Here is a 16,493-nt window from a genome sequence, read left to right as displayed (position 1 = left end):
GATGGAAAAATTTAGTAACTTATTAAATGTTATAGATTTAAGAGATGTGGTGGACATACTAATTGTTACCCTACTAATCTATTATGTTTTAAAGTTAATTAGAAACACCAGAGCAGAGCAAGTTTTTAAGGGGATTCTTTTTATCCTACTTTTTATAAAAATTTCACAATTTTTCCAACTTTACACAGTTAACTGGATCTTCACCAGGTTTATCAATGATGGTATTGTTGCCATTATTGTCTTATTCCAACCAGAAATTAGAAGAGGTCTTCAATATCTTGGACTTACTTCCAACATAAAAAATAGTTTTAGTCAAAACAAGGACAATGTGCCAGAGACTGTGGAAGAAATTACTTCTGCCGTTGCATCTCTTGCTAGACAAAAGATTGGTGCCCTTATTATTATTGAAAATGAAGTTGGACTTACAGAAGTTATAGAAACTGGAACTGAGATAAAGGGAAAGGTCAGCAGCGGACTTCTTATAAATATTTTTATCCCAAACACCCCTCTACACGATGGAGCAGTTATTATAAAGGGATCACAAATCAAGGCTGCAGCATGTTTCTTGCCATTATCTGACAACCAAAAGATTTCTAAGGAGTTGGGAACAAGACATAGGGCAGGAATTGGAATTTCTGAAAAATCTGACTGTCTATCTATTATGGTTTCTGAAGAAAATGGAACAATTTCAACAGCTGAAAATGGAGTTATCTCAAGATACTTGGATATAGAAACCCTTGAAGCAAAACTTCTAGAAATTTACAGCCCAGACTACAAAGCGAAGACTTTTTTCTCAAAGCGTGGTGAAAAAAATGAAGAAAATAAATTTTAGAAATGACAGAAGCTTGATGTTAAAAGTTATGTCCTTGATTTTTGCAATTATCCTTTGGTCCTATGTAAAGGGAGAGGCAAATTTTTTAAGCACTTCAAACTTTAAAAACATCGAGGTTACCTATGATGGACTTAGTCAGCTAAAAGAAAAAAACTTAATAATTATATCTCCTAAGGAGTCAACTGTAGATGTTAAGCTCCAAGGTTACAATTCTTATATGAGAAATGTGACAAGAGATGGGATTGTTGCCAAAGTTGATGTAAGTAAACTAACGGAGGGCGAACACTCAGTCCCTATTAATGTCTCCTATATTGATCTTGGGATTTCTGTTACTAACACCACACCAAGAAGGATTCCCTTTAAAATTGACAAGGTCCTAGAGGAAAAGGCTGAGGCCAACATTGTATTCTTAAACAAGTTGGAAAAGGGACTTACTCTTGGAGACTTAAATAAAAAAGTAAATGTTGTTGTCAAGGGACCTTCGACTTATGTAAATAAAATTAATAAGATTGATGCTTATATTGACCTTTCAGAAATAACAGAAACAACAAGTATTGAGGCAGAGATTTATGCCTATGATGATGCTGGAAAGATAATTAAGGAAGTGGAAATAAGTCCTGCTACTATAAAAGTTGACCTTCCAATTCTAAAAAGTAAAACTGTGCCAATTAAATTAAAATTTAATGAAAATACTAGTAAAAATATTGTGACAAGTGACTTTTCAATTGAGCCATCTTCTGTTACAATTAGAGGAAATTCTGATGTAATTGATTCTATTGACTTTATAGAAACTAGACCAATTAATTTGCATAATTTTAAAGCTGGAAATGATTTAGTAAAATTGAAGTTGCCAGATAAGGTTACATTGGTTGACGAGAATATTGACTTCAGATTGAAGCAAGTAGTAAAAGAAGATTAATGTGTATTAATAATCAGGAGGGAATATGGAATTTTTTGGAGAAGGACTAACATTTGACGATATTTTACTTGTGCCAGCAAAATCAGAAATTTTACCTAACGAAGTTGACTTATCTACAAACTTAACGGAAAAGATCAAGCTAAACATTCCTCTTATGTCAGCAGGCATGGACACTGTTACAGAACACAAGATGTCAATTGCCATGGCAAGAGAAGGTGGAATTGGTATCATCCACAAGAATATGTCAATTGAAGAACAAGCCTTAGAAGTAGACAAGGTAAAAAGATCTGAACACGGAGTTATAACTGATCCCTTTTCACTAACTAAGGATCATTCTATTGCAGATGCTTCTGAACTTATGGAAAGATACAGGATATCTGGTGTGCCAGTAGTTACAGAAAAGGGTGTCTTAGAAGGAATTATTACAAACAGGGACATAAGATTTGAAACTGATCTTTCTAAGAGAATTAGCGATGTAATGACTTCAGAAAAACTTATTACTGGAGATCCTGATATTAATTTAGACCAAGCTCTAAACATCCTAAAGAAATATAAGATTGAAAAGCTTCCTCTAGTTGATAAGGACAATGTATTAAAAGGACTTATCACAATAAAAGATATTGAAAAACACGAACAATATCCAAACTCAGCAAGAGATAAATCAGGAAGACTTTTAGCTGGAGCTGCTGTTGGAGCAACTAAGGACGTTTTGGATAGAATCGAAGCCCTTGTTAAGGCTAAGGCTGACGTTGTTGTTATTGATACAGCTCACGGTCAATCTAAAAACGTATTAAACACTATAAAGAAAATAAAGGATGCCTACCCAGACCTACAACTTATTGCAGGTAACGTAGCAACTTATGAAGGAACAGAAGACCTAATTAAGGCTGGCGCTGACTGTGTTAAGATTGGTATTGGACCTGGTTCAATTTGTACAACAAGAGTTGTAACTGGTATTGGTGTTCCACAAATTACTGCTATCATGGAAGCTTATAGGGCTGCTAAAAAATATGGCATTCCAATAATTGCCGATGGTGGTATTAAGTTTTCTGGTGATGTTGCCAAGGCCCTTGCAGCTGGTGGTAATGTTGTTATGATGGGTTCACTTTTCGCAGGAACTGATGAATCTCCAGGAGAAGAAATCTTCGTTGAAGGAAGAAGATTCAAAGCCTATAGAGGTATGGGTTCTCTTGGTGCCATGAGTGCTGGTTCATCTGATAGGTACTTCCAATCAGGTACAACTAAGTACGTTCCTGAAGGAGTTGAAGGTAGGGTTCCTTACAAGGGACTTGTTGGCGATATTGTATTCCAACTTGTTGGTGGAGTTAAGTCTGCCATGGGTTATATGGGTGCAAAGGACCTCGAAACTCTTAGGGCAACTGCTAAGTACGTTAAGATTACACAAGCTTCACTTACAGAATCTCACCCACACAATATTACAATTACAAGAGAAGCTCCTAACTATTATTAAGACATTAATAAATCCACTTCAATTGAATTTGGAGTGGATTTTCTTTATAATTACAAGTATAGAGGTGATATTTTGAAAACAAAAGTCTTGCTCGTTGAAGACGAAGAATCAATAAGAAAATTTGTTAAAATAAATCTTGAAAGAGAAGGCTACACAATTTTTGAAGCAGGCAGTGGAGAAGAGGGAATCGAAATTGCTAGACGCGAACTTCCAGATATTGTAGTCCTTGATATTATGTTGCCAGGCATTGATGGCTTTGAAGTCTGCAAGACCTTGAGGGGAGAGTTCCCAAGTCTTGGTATCATTATGCTAACTGCAAAGGCAGAAGACTATGACAAGATCATGGGTCTTCAATATGGAACTGATGATTATTTAACTAAGCCCTTTAACCCAACTGAGCTTACCCTAAGAATAAAATCCATTGAGAGAAGGCTTGAGATTGGGGAAGAAAATGAAAGCAACTTAATCACAGATCCACCTTTTAAAATAGATTCTTATTCAAGAAAGTTTTACAAGGATGATGTGGAATTAGAACTAACTCCTACAGAATATCAAATTATAAAAATATTTATGACTAACCCTGGCAAGGCCATGACTAGAAATGAAATTTTAAAACTAGTTTGGGGCGACGACTTCTTGGGCGACTCAAAAATTGTTGACGTAAACATAAGAAGACTTAGGTCAAAGATTGAAACTAACCCAGCAAAACCAGATTACATTGAAACTGTTTGGGGAACTGGTTACAGATGGAAGTAGGTTTATAATTGAAAAATAAAATTGGGAAAAGACTTGTTAGAAGTTTTTTAATAATAATTTTAATTACAATTTCAATTATAGATATATTCTTGCTTTTTGCCTTTAGCTCTTACTATTACAACAACATCTCCAAGGAATTGATCCAGAGAATGGAGGTCTCCCTTGAAATATATAGGAGGGACTATTCAGACAAGTCCATTGAAGATTTGATTTATGAAGACAGCGACATCTTCTTGTCCAACACCAATGCAGAAGTTCAAATTCTTGACAAGGACAAGAACCTCCTATCAGATTCTATTGGAAGGCTTGCTTCAAACCCCATAGAAACTTCAGATGTTTTGGCAGCTGAAGGGGGAGAGATAAAAACTTGGAAGGGAGAAGAGTCACAAACTGGTGAAGCTATTATGTCAGTTGCAGGTCCTATAAAGAACAATGAAGGTGAGACAATTGGCTACCTAAGATTTATATCTTCTATGGAAGAAGTCAAGGCTGCAATTTTTAAAACCATTATAAGCTTGCTTATTTTTACACTTTTTGTTGCCCTATTGACAACTACAGTTTCACTTTTGATTTCCAAGTCTATTGTAAGGCCAATACTTGAACTTACAGAAGTTGCCAAGACTATGTTAAAGGGCAACTATGAAGAGAAGGCCAAGGTCTTTGAAGATGACGAAATTGGAGAACTTGCCAAGACCTTAAATGCCATGAGTGATGAAATTATAAATAAGGATAGGATTAAAAATGATTTTATCTCTTCTATTTCCCACGAGCTTAGGACTCCTCTTACATCCATAAAGGGCTGGGCAGTTGTCCTCAAGGACGCAAAAGAAGACGAAAAGGACCTAATGGAAGATGGCTTAAACATAATAGAAAATGAAGCTGATAGACTTGCCAAGATGGTAGAAGAACTCTTAGACTTCTCAAGATATATATCTGGAAGGATTACTCTCGATAAGGAAATAATTGACATCTCTCAAACTTGTCTTGATATATCAAAACAGATGAGACCTCGTGCCAAGTCCAACAACATTGAACTTATAACAGACCTTCCAAAGGAATCAATACTTATTAATGCTGATGAAAATAGGATTAAGCAACTACTAATAAATCTTTTGGACAATGCCATTAAGTTTACTTCAGACAAGGGCTGGGTTAAGTTCCAAATGCTCAAGGAAGATGACAAGGTTCAAATTATGATTTCAGACAACGGAATGGGAATGACCAAGGAAGAACTTGCTCATGTAAAGGAAAAATTCTACAAGGGCAAGCACTCCAAGAGTCACAGTGGCATTGGTTTATCCATAAGTGATGAAATAACTAAGCTCCATCAAGGAAGCCTTGAAATCTTCTCGGAAGAAAATATTGGAACTACAGTAAAGGTTAGCTTGCCTATAGAAGTTGATAAAGAAGTGGGTGAAAACAATGATTAAAAAAATAATTTTTTACCTTTCATTAATTTCTCTAGTATTCTTAACTGGTTGTTCCTTTTTGACTAGTCAGGGGACAAATGTTGAGAGACCAGAAATGGGTCAAGCACCTATTTATGGCAAGTGGACCATAACTAAATTTATTTCCAACAAGAAGGTCAACCAAGACAATTTCAGGTTTAAGGACATAATTGGAGAAGACCTATACTTTAGTAACAATTCAGTCCTTCTAGCCAATGACTACATCAAGGATGCTTCCTACAAGACTAAGTATGTTAAACTTTCCAACTACTTGTATGAAAAGTTTAACCTGGACTACAAGAACTTAGGCATAGAAGACTCTGATGTTTTCACAACTTATGTATTTGATTCCAATTCCAACTCGTCCTTATACTATGAAGTCATAAAGACTAGTGAGAACACAGCTCTCTTGTTTGATAACGGAATTACCCTTGAGATTAAACTTGTAGACGACAAGATTAAAAATGAAGATTTAAATTCCACTATCTTAGCAAAGAAGGATGAAGTCTTGGCAAAGAGCAACTTGTTTGACTTAAATGGAGACAAGGGATTTTTAATTGGCTTTAAGACCAAGGTGGACTCAGACATTCCTTCTTGGAACTACAAGACTCTTTATCTAAAATTTTCTGACCTGAAATTGGAAAATGTCTACGAGATGAACAACATAATCTTGCCGAGAGATGATAGGTTTGTTGAAGTTAGCGTCCAAAGAGAATCAAAGGCTGAGGAAACAACAGATTGGTTAATCGCAAAAGAATATAAAACCTCAAAGCTTCTTAAGAAGGATCCAGAGATTCCAAAAATTGACTCAGAAGAGTTGAGAGATAACAATTCACTGAAGACAATAAACTTTATAACAAATAATTATATAAATGTTGAAAGTCTTGATAGGATTACCAATGTAAGAAGCCTTAGGATTTATAATCTTGATAACTTAGAAGACAAAAAAGCCCTAAGCTTTAAGGACTTTGTATCCGAGAAGGCCTTAGAGACAGAAGGTAAAAACATTGAAGCCCTAAAAGAAGATCCTTACAACATAGGCATCTATAGGGATAATGGTTTTTGGAAATTAAAGGGAAGAGTAAACTCAGGAGAGGGAAAGTATTCAGATTTTGATTTAAACCTAGTCCTTCCTTATGAGGTCAACAAGTACAATAAAATTAACATTCCAATGGCGCAAATTAAAAATTTCAAGTCATCAATCAAGGACGGATTTGTATCTCCTGACAATAATTTTTTAATAACATTGGAAAATAATTATCTAAGAATATATAATATAAGTGAAGGAAAAATTCTTCCAAACCCTATCTTTGAAAGGGAGATTGGAAAAGAAGCTTCCACTATTATGACTGAGTGGGCAACAGGCCGCTACGCAAATATTTGGCAAGATGAACTTTCATCTAATAAATGAGGTGTAAAATGAATAAAATAATGGAATTAGTAGGAGAAAATTCCACTTACTTGCTCCTAACTCTAGGTGCAATATTAATTGGAGTTGTTCTTACCTTTATAGTAAACTTTGCTGCAAGAGATTTAAAATTTATAAAATATTTACCAGGACTTGCCTTGGTATTTGTTGGAATAATTTCTCTTTTTATCGTGATCAACAAACTTTTTGATCCAAGCAGCTTAGACAATTTAATTATCTTTGTAGTTGGAGTTTCATCTGGACTAGTATCACTAATATTTGCTCTAATAATAGGCATAGCTACTTCAGATAAAAATCGATACAGGAGAAATCCTAGAAAAAGATAAAGATAAATGCTCAAGATAAGAGGCACTTAGGTGCTTCTTTTTTCTTGAGCTTTTTTAGGAAGAATATGAAAAATATTAAATTTTAAATTTATATATACTAAGAGCTTGCCCCTTAAAGGGACCTAAGCTATGATTAAGTACAAATTAATAAGTGGAAATGTAGTCCTTCATGGATTCAAACTTTTTGTCCCCAATGCCAGGGACATTTTTTATGTCCTCGATAGAAGAGAAAGAATTATTAGCCCTGTAGTCAATAATCTTTTGAGCAGTCTTTTCTCCAACTCCAGGAATTTTTGTGAGCTCGCTTAAGTCTGCTGAGTTAATATTTATCTTTGAAGAAGTATCACTTGATGATGGGCTAGACGCAAGACTTGAAATATTAGCTTGGACTTCGCCAACTTTTGGAATGTAAATTTTTTCTTCATCGTGAAGTCTTGCTGCGAGGTTTACCCTGTCTAAGTCTGCATCATCTCTTGCACCACCGGCAAGGTCAAGAGCATCAACAAGGCGCTTACTTGAGTCAAGCCTAAGTATGCCAGGCTTATTGACAGCACCTGAGATGTGGACCATGATCTCTTCCTTTTCTTCAGGAGCTTTTTCTATTGCAAGTTCACTTGAAGATGACTCAAGAGATTTTTTATCACTATCTATTACTCCAGAAGTATTTATTTTTAAAAATTCTTTGGCATCCTCATCTTCATTATGCGAATCATTATACTGATAGCCAATGATTAAGAGCAAGGCCACTATTATTATGTAGGGAAGATTATCTTTTTTCAAAAATTTAAAATCCATTTACACCACTCATTTATTAATAATATTATATTTATAGCATTGTAATACCCTAAACAGATAAATTTTACACAGTTTTCAAATGCTAAAATTTATGTTATAATTTATCCATCGAAACGATTTCAAAAAAATTAACATATTTAGGAGGAAAACAATGAAAGTTTATGCAACAGATAAGGTAAGAAATCTTGCTCTCGTGGGACATTCTGGCTCCGGAAAGACTAACCTAACAGAGGCTATGTTATTCCAAAGTGGAGCAACAAAAAAACTTGGAAATGTTTCTAGCAAGAATACAATTTCTGACTTCTCAAAGGAAGAGAGAGAAAGAGGAACATCAATAGCTACATCAATTATTCCTGTTGAATGGAGAAATTATAAAGTAAACATAATAGATACTCCTGGATTTCTTGATTTTGTTGGAGAAGCTCACTCTGCCCTAAGAGCTAGTGAAGCTGCAATCATGGTTATAGATGCAACTAAGGGAATCGAAGTTGGAACAGAAAGAACTTGGAAATACACAGAAAAAATTGGACTTCCAAGAATTATATTTATAAATAAGATTGATGGAGAAAATGTAAACTTTAGAAAACTAATGGACGAGCTTGAAGCTGCCTTTGGTAAAAAAGTTATTCCTTTCTCTGTACCTATTGGCGAAGGAGAAAACTTTATTGGTGTAACTGATGTAATCTTCCAAAAGGGTTACAAGTATGTAAACTCTGCACCACAAGAAACTGAACTTAACCACGACCAAGTTAAGGCAACTGAAAGAATGTATGAAGAAATTGCAGAAGTAGTTGCAGGTTCTGACGAAGTTCTTATGGAAAAATATTTCTCAGGAGAAAAATTCACAAGAGAAGACCTTTTAAGAGGAGTTACAACAGCCCTACTTGAAGGTGACGCAGTTCCACTACTTGTTGGATCTGGTGAAAAGGGAATAGGTATTGATATTTTACTTAACACTATAGTTAATTACATGCCAGCACCAGACGATGATCGTGCCCACCTTGGATTTAGATATAAAGAAGGAGAAGAAAGAAAGGTTTCAGAAAAGGATCCTTTTGCAGCAGTTGTATTTAAAACTATTTCTGACCCATTCCTAGGAAAAATTTCTATCTTTAAGGTAATTTCTGGTATCTTAACTAAAAACACAAGCTTATACAATGTAAATAATGACGAAACTGAAAAACTTGGCGGCCTTTTCGTAATGAGAGGTAAGGAACAAATAGAAGTTGACGAAATCCATGCAGGAGATATTGGAGCAACAACAAAGCTTGTTGGAACATTAACTGGTGATACTCTTTGCGATAAAGACCACCTAGTTGAATACAAGAAGTTGAAACACCCAACTCCAGTTTTATACTATGCAATTGAACCTAAGACTAAGGGAGACGAAGAAAAACTTACTCAATCTCTTAAGAAGATTAGGGACGAAGACCCAACATTCACTGTTGAAAGAAACACAGAAACTAAGCAAATGACTATTGGTGGTCAAGGTAAGGTTCAACTTGATGTTATCCTTGAAAAATTAAAGAACACTTATGGAGTTGAAGTTGAAATTGTTCCATTCATAATTCCTTACAGAGAAACAATTAGAAAGACTGCAAGTGTCCAAGGTAAGCACAAGAAACAATCTGGTGGAGCAGGCCAATACGGTGATGTTTGGATTAGATTTGAACCATCTGAAGCTGAATTTGAATTTGACGAAGAAGTTTTTGGTGGCGCAGTTCCTAAGAACTACTTCCCAGCAGTTGAAAAGGGAATCATTGAATCTAAGGAAAAGGGAGTTCTTGCAGGCTATCCTGTTACAAACTTCAAGGCTGTCCTATATGATGGATCTTACCACGATGTAGACTCCAACGAAATGTCTTTCAAACTTGCTGCAAATCTTGCCTTCAAGAAGGGTATGCAAGAAGCAAGTCCAGTTCTTCTTGAACCAATTATGAAGGTTGAAGTTACAATTCCAGAAGCATATCTTGGAGATGTAATGGGAGACATGAACAAGAGACGTGGAAGAATTCTTGGTATGGATCAACAAAATGACGGTACTCAAGTTCTTATTGCTGAAGCTCCTCAAGCTGAATTATTCACTTACCTAATTGATCTTAGATCACTTACTCAAGGTAGGGGAACCTTCAACATGGAATTTGTTAGATACGAAGAAGTTCCACAAAACATTGCAGATAAAATTATTGAAGAAAGACAAACTGACAAGTAAAATTTAAAAAGACTTTATTGTATCTGTTGGAGAGAGATCTCCAGCAGATATTTTTTTGTGAAAAATAAATTTTTGACCAAGTGATATTTTTAATTTTGGGGCTATTAAGTAAGCTACAATAATTTCTAACGTCATACTTACTCATTAAGCTGGAAAAGTTTATGAGCTTGTAATTATCTATTAAGTTATGGAAATTTATGACTTTGTACTTATTGGTTAAGCAATAAAAGTTTATAAGCCTACACATATTTGCAAAGCTGTACTAATTTATAAGTCTGCCTTAACTCATTACTTAGCCTTTAATCACAAACTCCTAATTAATGAAAAAGTGATAAACTTTTGCAAACTTATAAAAAGTCCCTAGCCTTTAACTATTAATTTCTATTTCTTTAGGGTAAAGTAAGAGAAAGACTAAATACTTTACAAAAGTCCTAGTTTATATTAAACTAGAGATAGTAAAAGATAGTCAGTTTTTTTATAATTTAAAAGACAAAGATAGTCAAAGGAATGGTTTTATGGCAAAATTATCCAATTCCATAGAAGAATTTTTAAATGAATTAATATTTGAATCTGGTGGAGTTCTTGAAATTCAAAGATCAAAAATCTCAGACCAATTTAACTGCGCCCCTTCACAAATAAATTACGTTTTAACAACTAGGTTTACACCCTTTAAGGGTTACTACGTTGAGTCTAGACGAGGGGGCGGCGGCTACATTAGGATTGTAAAAGTTAAACTAGAAGATGATGAAGAAAGGCTTGAGAGATTTTTGGACTTCATAGGTGATTCTATTACAAAAAATAATTCAGATGATTTACTAGAGGAACTTGTGAGACTAAAGAAGGTCACTAGAAGGGAAATGGAACTTATGAAGGTGAGCCTGTCTGACAGGTCTCTAAGTCAATGCGAAAATAGAAATGAACTGAGGGCAGACTTATTAAAGAATATGCTCCTCGTTATTTTCAGCTAGGAGGGAAGAAGATGTTGTGTGACAACTGCAAAGAAAGAGAATCAATAATTTCCTACACAAGGATAAATAATGACGAAGTAGAAGAAGTTCATCTCTGCCAAGTTTGTGCTGAAGAAAAATTTAAAAAAGAATTTCAGGGTTATCAAAATATAATTCCTCAACTGGAAAATGCCCTTAAAAATATTTTTAAATTCACTGCCAACTCCTACAAGGATGAGGAAGATGACATTAGGTGCGAATATTGTGGCAAGAGCTTTAGAGAACTTAAAAATACAGGAGTCCTTGGTTGTCCAAAATGTTACAACTCCTTTGGAAATGAAATTAAGTCTTATCTCAATGCCTTAAATATAAATTTAAAATACAGGGGAAAGATACCTAAGAACTCAGAGTCCTATATCTACTACAATAGGAAGCTTGAAGACCTTAGGGAAAAGTTGGACCTTGCTATTAGCCTAGAGGAATATGAAAAGGCTGCAGAAATTAGGGACGAGATAAAAACTTTAAAGGAAGATGCCAATGTCTAAAATTATTTTAGGAAATAAGGTAAAGTTATATAGGAACATTGACGGCAAGAACTTCGTCAACACTATGACAGAGGAAGAGTTAAGAGAAAATTTAGAATTTCTTGACCCAATAATTAGGGGGATGGGTTATGAAAATCTTGATATAGAAAAGATGACATCCCTTAAAAAATTAAATCTTATTGAAGAGGGAAGACTTGGCAAGAGGTTTGTTGAAGAGAAAAATATTGGCTTCTATCAAAAAGTTGATGAGCCAGATATTCTGATTAACTCCAGTGAACACCTAGAACTTTCAAAGTTTTCTAGGACCCAGTCCCTTGATGAACTTTATAAGGAAATCTATGACTTGGAAGGAAGGCTTGAAGAAAATATAAACTTTGCCTTTAGTCCAGAGTATGGTTACTTGACTTCAAGGGTTTTTAATGCAGGAACTGGCTTTAAGCCCATAACCTTTTTATACCTGCCAGCCCTAAATTATTTTGGCATAAATGAAATTGCCAAGGGCCTATCGAGGCTTGGCTACACCCTAGGTTCTTACAGGGACAGGTCTAAGAAGGCCCTTGCAAGTATTTACACCCTTTCCTTTGAGTCAACTTTGACAGAAGAGGAAGGATCTTATATAGAAAAATTAAAACTAATTAGCGAGGAAATCGCTGATGTTGAAAGAGAAAATAGAAAAAAACTTTATCTTGATAATATTATTAGCCTTGAGGACATGGTCAACAGGTCCTATGGCCTACTTGCCAATGCAAGGTTATTGTCGGAAGAAGAGATGATGCAGTCCATGAGCATGATTAATCTAGGGATTGAACTTTCAATCTTGAAGCCAAATAGGGAATTTGACTTCTACCAAGAAATTATGAAGCTAAGAAATGGACACTTACAAATTGAGAGAGGCTCAATCTTAGACCTTAAGTCAAGAGACATCCTAAGGGCTAACAAGTCGAGAGCTCTCATGAAGGAGGTTTTCAAATGAGTATGTTTGGAAAGTTTAGTGAAAAATCACAAAAAGCCATCCTCTTTGCTCAGCAAGAAGCAAGAGAACAGAGGCATTCATATATAGGGTCAGAACACATTCTTCTTGGAATTTTGCGAGAAGGAACAGATGCAGGCGCCCATATACTTTCAAAGCTTGGAATAGATTACAAGAAGGCCAAGGAAACTACTATGGACATAGTTAGCCAAGGTCAAGGTCCAGTTGTGTCAAGCATTGCTTACACTCCAAGGACTAAGAGGATTTTTGAACTTGCCTTTGAAGTGTCAAGAGAAATGGGCGAGAACACAGTGTCAACTGACCACCTTCTACTTGGCATCCTAAGAGAAGGCCAAGGAGTTGCCATCCTAGTTTTAAAGAGACTGGGTATTGATGTCATGAGTCTTGAAAATGATATTTTAAATAATATGGAAGACTATGAAGATTATGAAGAAGGCGACGAAGCTGGATCAGAAGCCCTAGAAAAATATACAACAAACCTAAATAAAAAGGCTGAAGAGGGGAAAATTGATCCTGTAATTGGAAGAGAAAAGGAAATAAAAAGAGTTATCCAAGTCCTATCAAGAAGGACAAAAAACAACCCAGTCCTAATTGGAGAGCCAGGTGTTGGTAAAACTGCCATAGCTGAGGGACTTGCCGCAGAAATTGTTGCAGGAAATGTTCCAGAAATTATGAAGGACAAAATTATTTTAACCCTTGATATCTCCCAACTTATTGCAGGAGCAAAATACAGGGGAGACTTTGAAGAGAGATTAAAAAATGTAACTAAGGAGGCGAGCAAGAATAAAAATATTATTTTATTCATTGATGAAATGCACGTCATCATTGGTGCGGGTTCAGCCGAAGGATCCCTCGATGCTTCAAATATTTTAAAACCAATGCTTACAAAGTCTGTCCTACAAATTATTGGAGCTACAACAATTACAGAATACAGGCAAAAAATTGAAAAAGACTCTGCCTTTGAGAGAAGGCTTATGCCAATAATGGTTGATGAACCAAGCCCAGAGGATTCAATTAAAATCATTCAAGGTCTTAAAAAGATTTACGAAGACCACCACCATGTGATAATTCCAGATGAAAGTATTGAAGCAGCTGTAAAATATTCTGACAGATACCTAAATGACAGATTTTTGCCAGACAAGGCCATTGACCTAATTGATGAAGCAAGCTCAAAATTAAAAATTGAATCCTACAAGGTCCCAGAGTTTGAAGAAAAATATAAGCTTGACCTTGAAGATATTGAAGAAAAGAAAAACCAAGCAGTAAGAGATCAAGACTATGAACTTGCAGCCAACCTTAGAGATGAGCAGAAGAAAGTTGAAAAGGAACTAGAAGACAAGAGAGCTGAATTTAGAGAAAAAGAATCTAAAAAGGAAGTTTCTCCAGAACTTATTGCTGATATAGTTTCTGATTGGTCCAAGGTTCCTGTAACTGAAATGACAGAAGAAGAGACAGAAAAATTAAGAGACCTTGACATCAAACTAAAAGAAGACGTCAAGGGACAAGACCAAGCTCTTGAGGCTCTTGCCAAGGCTATAAAGAGGTCAAGAATTGGTCTTAAGGATCCAAACAAACCAATCGGTTCTTTCATCTTTGTTGGTCCAACTGGTGTTGGTAAGACTTATCTTGCAAAGAGCCTAGCTAAAAACTTATTTGGCAAAGAAGAAAACATGATTAGGTTCGACATGTCTGAATACATGGAAAAATTCACTGTATCAAGACTTGTAGGTTCACCTCCAGGATATGTTGGTTACGACGAAGGTGGCGAGCTAACAGAAGCTGTTAGGACAAACCCTTATTCAGTAATTCTTTTAGATGAAATTGAAAAGGCCCACCCAGATATATTTAATATTCTTCTACAAATTCTTGATGAAGGAAGGTTGACTGACTCCAAGGGAAGAACTGTAAACTTCAAAGACACAGTTATAATTATGACATCCAACGCAGGTGCCAACCTATTGGCCAAGAATTCAGTTTTAGGTTTCTCAACTTCAGAAGACTCTGCAAAGAAAAGTGAGTTTGAAAACATGAATAAAATTATAGACCAGTCCCTAAAAGATATGTTTAAGCCAGAATTTTTAAATAGAGTTGATGATGTAGTTATCTTTAAGGCTCTTGAAAAAACTGAAATCAAGGAAATTGTTAAGAAGATGCTTGATACTTTAAGCTTAAGACTTAAGGACATGGGCATAAGTGCAAAATATACAGATAAACTTATTAACTTCCTAGTTGATGAGGGTTATGACAAGGTCTTTGGTGCAAGACCTCTTCAAAGAACTATTACAAAATTAATTGAAGATAAGATCGCCGATGAATTCTTAGATGGAAGCATCAAGGATGGCGATGCAATTTCTGTAGATGTTAAATACAAGAAGGTTCAAATAAAAAAGCTAAAGAAGACAAAAAAGGCGAAAGATGAAAAAGAAAATAGTCTATCAATGTAATAAATGCGGCTACATTTCCCATGGGTTTTTTGGGAAGTGTCCCAACTGTGGTTCTTGGAACAGCTTAGAAGAAAAGGAAGAAGGGTCTTCATCAGGAAAGACTCCCACAAGGACCAAAAAAGTTAAAAAAGATGCACAAAAATTAAATACAGTTGCAGTTTCTTCTGATGAGAGAGTCAAGACTAGCATAGAAGAATTTAACAGGGTCATGGGCGGGGGAATCGTTCGTGATTCTGTTAGCATCTTGACGGCTAAGCCTGGTTCAGGTAAGTCAACTCTTCTTATGCAGGTTGCCAATGACCTTGCCAACAAGGGTATGAGGGTCCTTTACGCATCGGGAGAAGAATCAGAAACACAAATTAAGATGAGAGCAGAGAGAATTCTCGACAAACTTTCAGAAAATATTTGGGTCTACTCTGTGACATCACTTAACTCTGTCTTGGACCAAGTTGAAAAAATTGATCCCCAACTTATAATTATTGACTCCATTCAAACCTTTACTCTTGATGAGTTTCCACAAAGACCTGGCACACCAACTCAAACCATGGAGTGTGCCTACAAGATGACAGAAGTTGCCAAGGACATCGAAAAGCCTCGCATGGTTTTCTTAGTTGGTCAAATGACTAAGCAAGATGAACTTGCAGGTGTTAGAAGTCTTGAGCACTTAGTGGATACTGTCCTCTTAATCGATGGCGATTCATCAGAAGATTTGAGGTCACTTATGACAACAAAGAACAGGTATGGGTCTACTGGTGAGATTGGGTTTTTCTCCATGACAGAAAAGGGAATGATCTCAATCGACAACCCCTCAGAATACTTTATGACTAAGAGGTCGGTAGCAGAACAAGTGCCCGGTTCATCTCTTTCTGTTATAAGAGAGGGAACAAGGCCAATAATTCTTGAGACAGAGGCCCTTGCCTCTAAGTCCTTCCTACCTTATCCCTCAAGAATTTCTGAGTCAGTGAGAAGGGAACACCTAAACACTCTTGTTTCAATTCTTGAAGAGAGGGCAGGAATTACCTTCTTAGACAAGAACATTGTAGTCAAGTCAACTGGCGGCATAAAAGTTAAGGAGCAGGCTTCGAACCTTTCTGTAATGGTTTCTATTGTTTCATCAACTCTCAACCAGCCCGTTGAAGCCAACTCAGTTTTCGTTGCCGATGTGGGGCTTACGGGAGAACTAAAAAATGTTCCAAGCCTCGACGTAAGACTTAAGGAAGCAGAGAGAATGGGCTTTAAAAAAGCTTACGTCTCCCAATATTCTAATGTGAAGGAAGAAAACTACAAGGACTTAGAAGTCATCAAGATGTCAACTATCTCTGAAGTCCTAGCAAAAATATTTAACATATAAATCTAGATAATAAAAAACTCTTGTTAC

At 35.8% G+C, this 16,493-nt stretch carries 15 protein-coding genes; 13 read left to right on the top strand and 2 right to left on the bottom strand.

What is annotated here, in order from left to right; genetic code table 11:
- The first annotated feature begins 1 nt into the window (after window position 1).
- The 7 genes from cdaA (at window position 2) to M9426_RS01625 (ending at window position 7,181) form a co-directional block, all read left to right on the top strand.
- Window positions 2-832 carry a diadenylate cyclase CdaA gene (cdaA, locus tag M9426_RS01655; RefSeq protein WP_005955641.1) on the top strand — a complete coding sequence of 277 codons (831 nt, stop codon included), beginning with the start codon at window positions 2-4 and terminating at the stop codon, window positions 830-832.
- Window positions 813-1,751 carry a CdaR family protein gene (locus M9426_RS01650; protein ID WP_250342248.1) on the top strand — a complete coding sequence of 313 codons (939 nt, stop codon included), beginning with the start codon at window positions 813-815 and terminating at the stop codon, window positions 1,749-1,751. Before cdaA ends, M9426_RS01650 begins: the two co-directional genes overlap by 20 nt.
- Window positions 1,752-1,776: 25 nt before the next feature.
- Window positions 1,777-3,222 carry an IMP dehydrogenase gene (guaB, locus tag M9426_RS01645; protein ID WP_005955703.1) on the top strand — a complete coding sequence of 482 codons (1,446 nt, stop codon included), beginning with the start codon at window positions 1,777-1,779 and terminating at the stop codon, window positions 3,220-3,222.
- A gap of 72 nt (window positions 3,223-3,294) precedes the next feature.
- Window positions 3,295-3,978 (top strand): response regulator transcription factor, encoded by a 684-nt coding sequence (locus tag M9426_RS01640; RefSeq protein ID WP_005955634.1) that lies wholly within the window; start codon window positions 3,295-3,297, stop codon window positions 3,976-3,978.
- Between the two features lie 8 nt (window positions 3,979-3,986).
- Window positions 3,987-5,408, top strand: coding sequence for a sensor histidine kinase (locus M9426_RS01635; protein ID WP_250342247.1), 1,422 nt, complete (start codon window positions 3,987-3,989; stop codon window positions 5,406-5,408).
- Window positions 5,401-6,837: a hypothetical protein gene (locus M9426_RS01630; RefSeq protein WP_250342246.1), complete on the top strand. Its 1,437-nt coding sequence runs from the start codon at window positions 5,401-5,403 to the stop codon at window positions 6,835-6,837. Before M9426_RS01635 ends, M9426_RS01630 begins: the two co-directional genes overlap by 8 nt.
- Window positions 6,838-6,845: 8 nt before the next feature.
- The gene (locus tag M9426_RS01625; protein WP_005955767.1) at window positions 6,846-7,181 is read left to right on the top strand and encodes a hypothetical protein; all 336 of its coding nucleotides are present in this window, start codon (window positions 6,846-6,848) and stop codon (window positions 7,179-7,181) included.
- Window positions 7,182-7,325: 144 nt separating this feature from the next.
- On the opposite strand, the gene M9426_RS01620 is transcribed toward M9426_RS01625, so the two are convergent.
- A complete protein-coding gene (locus tag M9426_RS01620) occupies window positions 7,326-7,976 on the bottom strand; it encodes a ComEA family DNA-binding protein (RefSeq protein ID WP_250342245.1) in 651 nt (216 codons plus the stop codon).
- A 151-nt stretch (window positions 7,977-8,127) separates the two neighbouring features.
- Here M9426_RS01620 and fusA point away from each other — a divergent pair, with 151 nt between their 5' ends.
- Entirely contained in the window at window positions 8,128-10,188 is a 2,061-nt protein-coding gene (fusA, locus tag M9426_RS01615) for an elongation factor G (RefSeq protein WP_250342244.1), read from the top strand.
- 3 nt (window positions 10,189-10,191) lie between these two features.
- On the opposite strand, the gene M9426_RS09275 is transcribed toward fusA, so the two are convergent.
- Window positions 10,192-10,323 carry a hypothetical protein gene (locus tag M9426_RS09275; protein WP_256466625.1) on the bottom strand — a complete coding sequence of 44 codons (132 nt, stop codon included), beginning with the start codon at window positions 10,321-10,323 and terminating at the stop codon, window positions 10,192-10,194.
- A gap of 380 nt (window positions 10,324-10,703) precedes the next feature.
- On the opposite strand from M9426_RS09275, the gene M9426_RS01610 reads away from it, so the two are divergent.
- Genes M9426_RS01610 through radA form a run of 5 tightly spaced genes read left to right on the top strand, consistent with a single transcriptional unit; the run spans window position 10,704 to window position 16,466 of the window.
- On the top strand, window positions 10,704-11,156 hold the full coding sequence (locus M9426_RS01610; protein WP_250342243.1) for a CtsR family transcriptional regulator: 453 nt from the start codon (window positions 10,704-10,706) through the stop codon (window positions 11,154-11,156).
- Window positions 11,157-11,167: 11 nt separating this feature from the next.
- Window positions 11,168-11,680, top strand: coding sequence for a UvrB/UvrC motif-containing protein (locus tag M9426_RS01605; protein WP_250342242.1), 513 nt, complete (start codon window positions 11,168-11,170; stop codon window positions 11,678-11,680).
- Window positions 11,673-12,653, top strand: coding sequence for an ATP--guanido phosphotransferase (locus tag M9426_RS01600; protein ID WP_250342241.1), 981 nt, complete (start codon window positions 11,673-11,675; stop codon window positions 12,651-12,653). The genes M9426_RS01605 and M9426_RS01600 overlap by 8 nt, the downstream gene beginning before the upstream one ends.
- Window positions 12,650-15,115, top strand: a complete 2,466-nt coding sequence (locus M9426_RS01595; protein ID WP_250342240.1) for an ATP-dependent Clp protease ATP-binding subunit — start codon at window positions 12,650-12,652, stop codon at window positions 15,113-15,115. Before M9426_RS01600 ends, M9426_RS01595 begins: the two co-directional genes overlap by 4 nt.
- Window positions 15,087-16,466 carry a DNA repair protein RadA gene (radA, locus tag M9426_RS01590; RefSeq protein ID WP_250342239.1) on the top strand — a complete coding sequence of 460 codons (1,380 nt, stop codon included), beginning with the start codon at window positions 15,087-15,089 and terminating at the stop codon, window positions 16,464-16,466. Before M9426_RS01595 ends, radA begins: the two co-directional genes overlap by 29 nt.
- Window positions 16,467-16,493 lie beyond the last annotated feature (27 nt).

Source organism: Peptoniphilus genitalis, assembly GCF_023614525.1.
Classification (GTDB): Bacteria; Bacillota; Clostridia; order Tissierellales; family Peptoniphilaceae; genus Peptoniphilus_A; species Peptoniphilus_A genitalis.
Note: the sequence above shows the minus strand (reverse complement) of the source record. Positions and strands in the feature narration are given on the sequence as shown.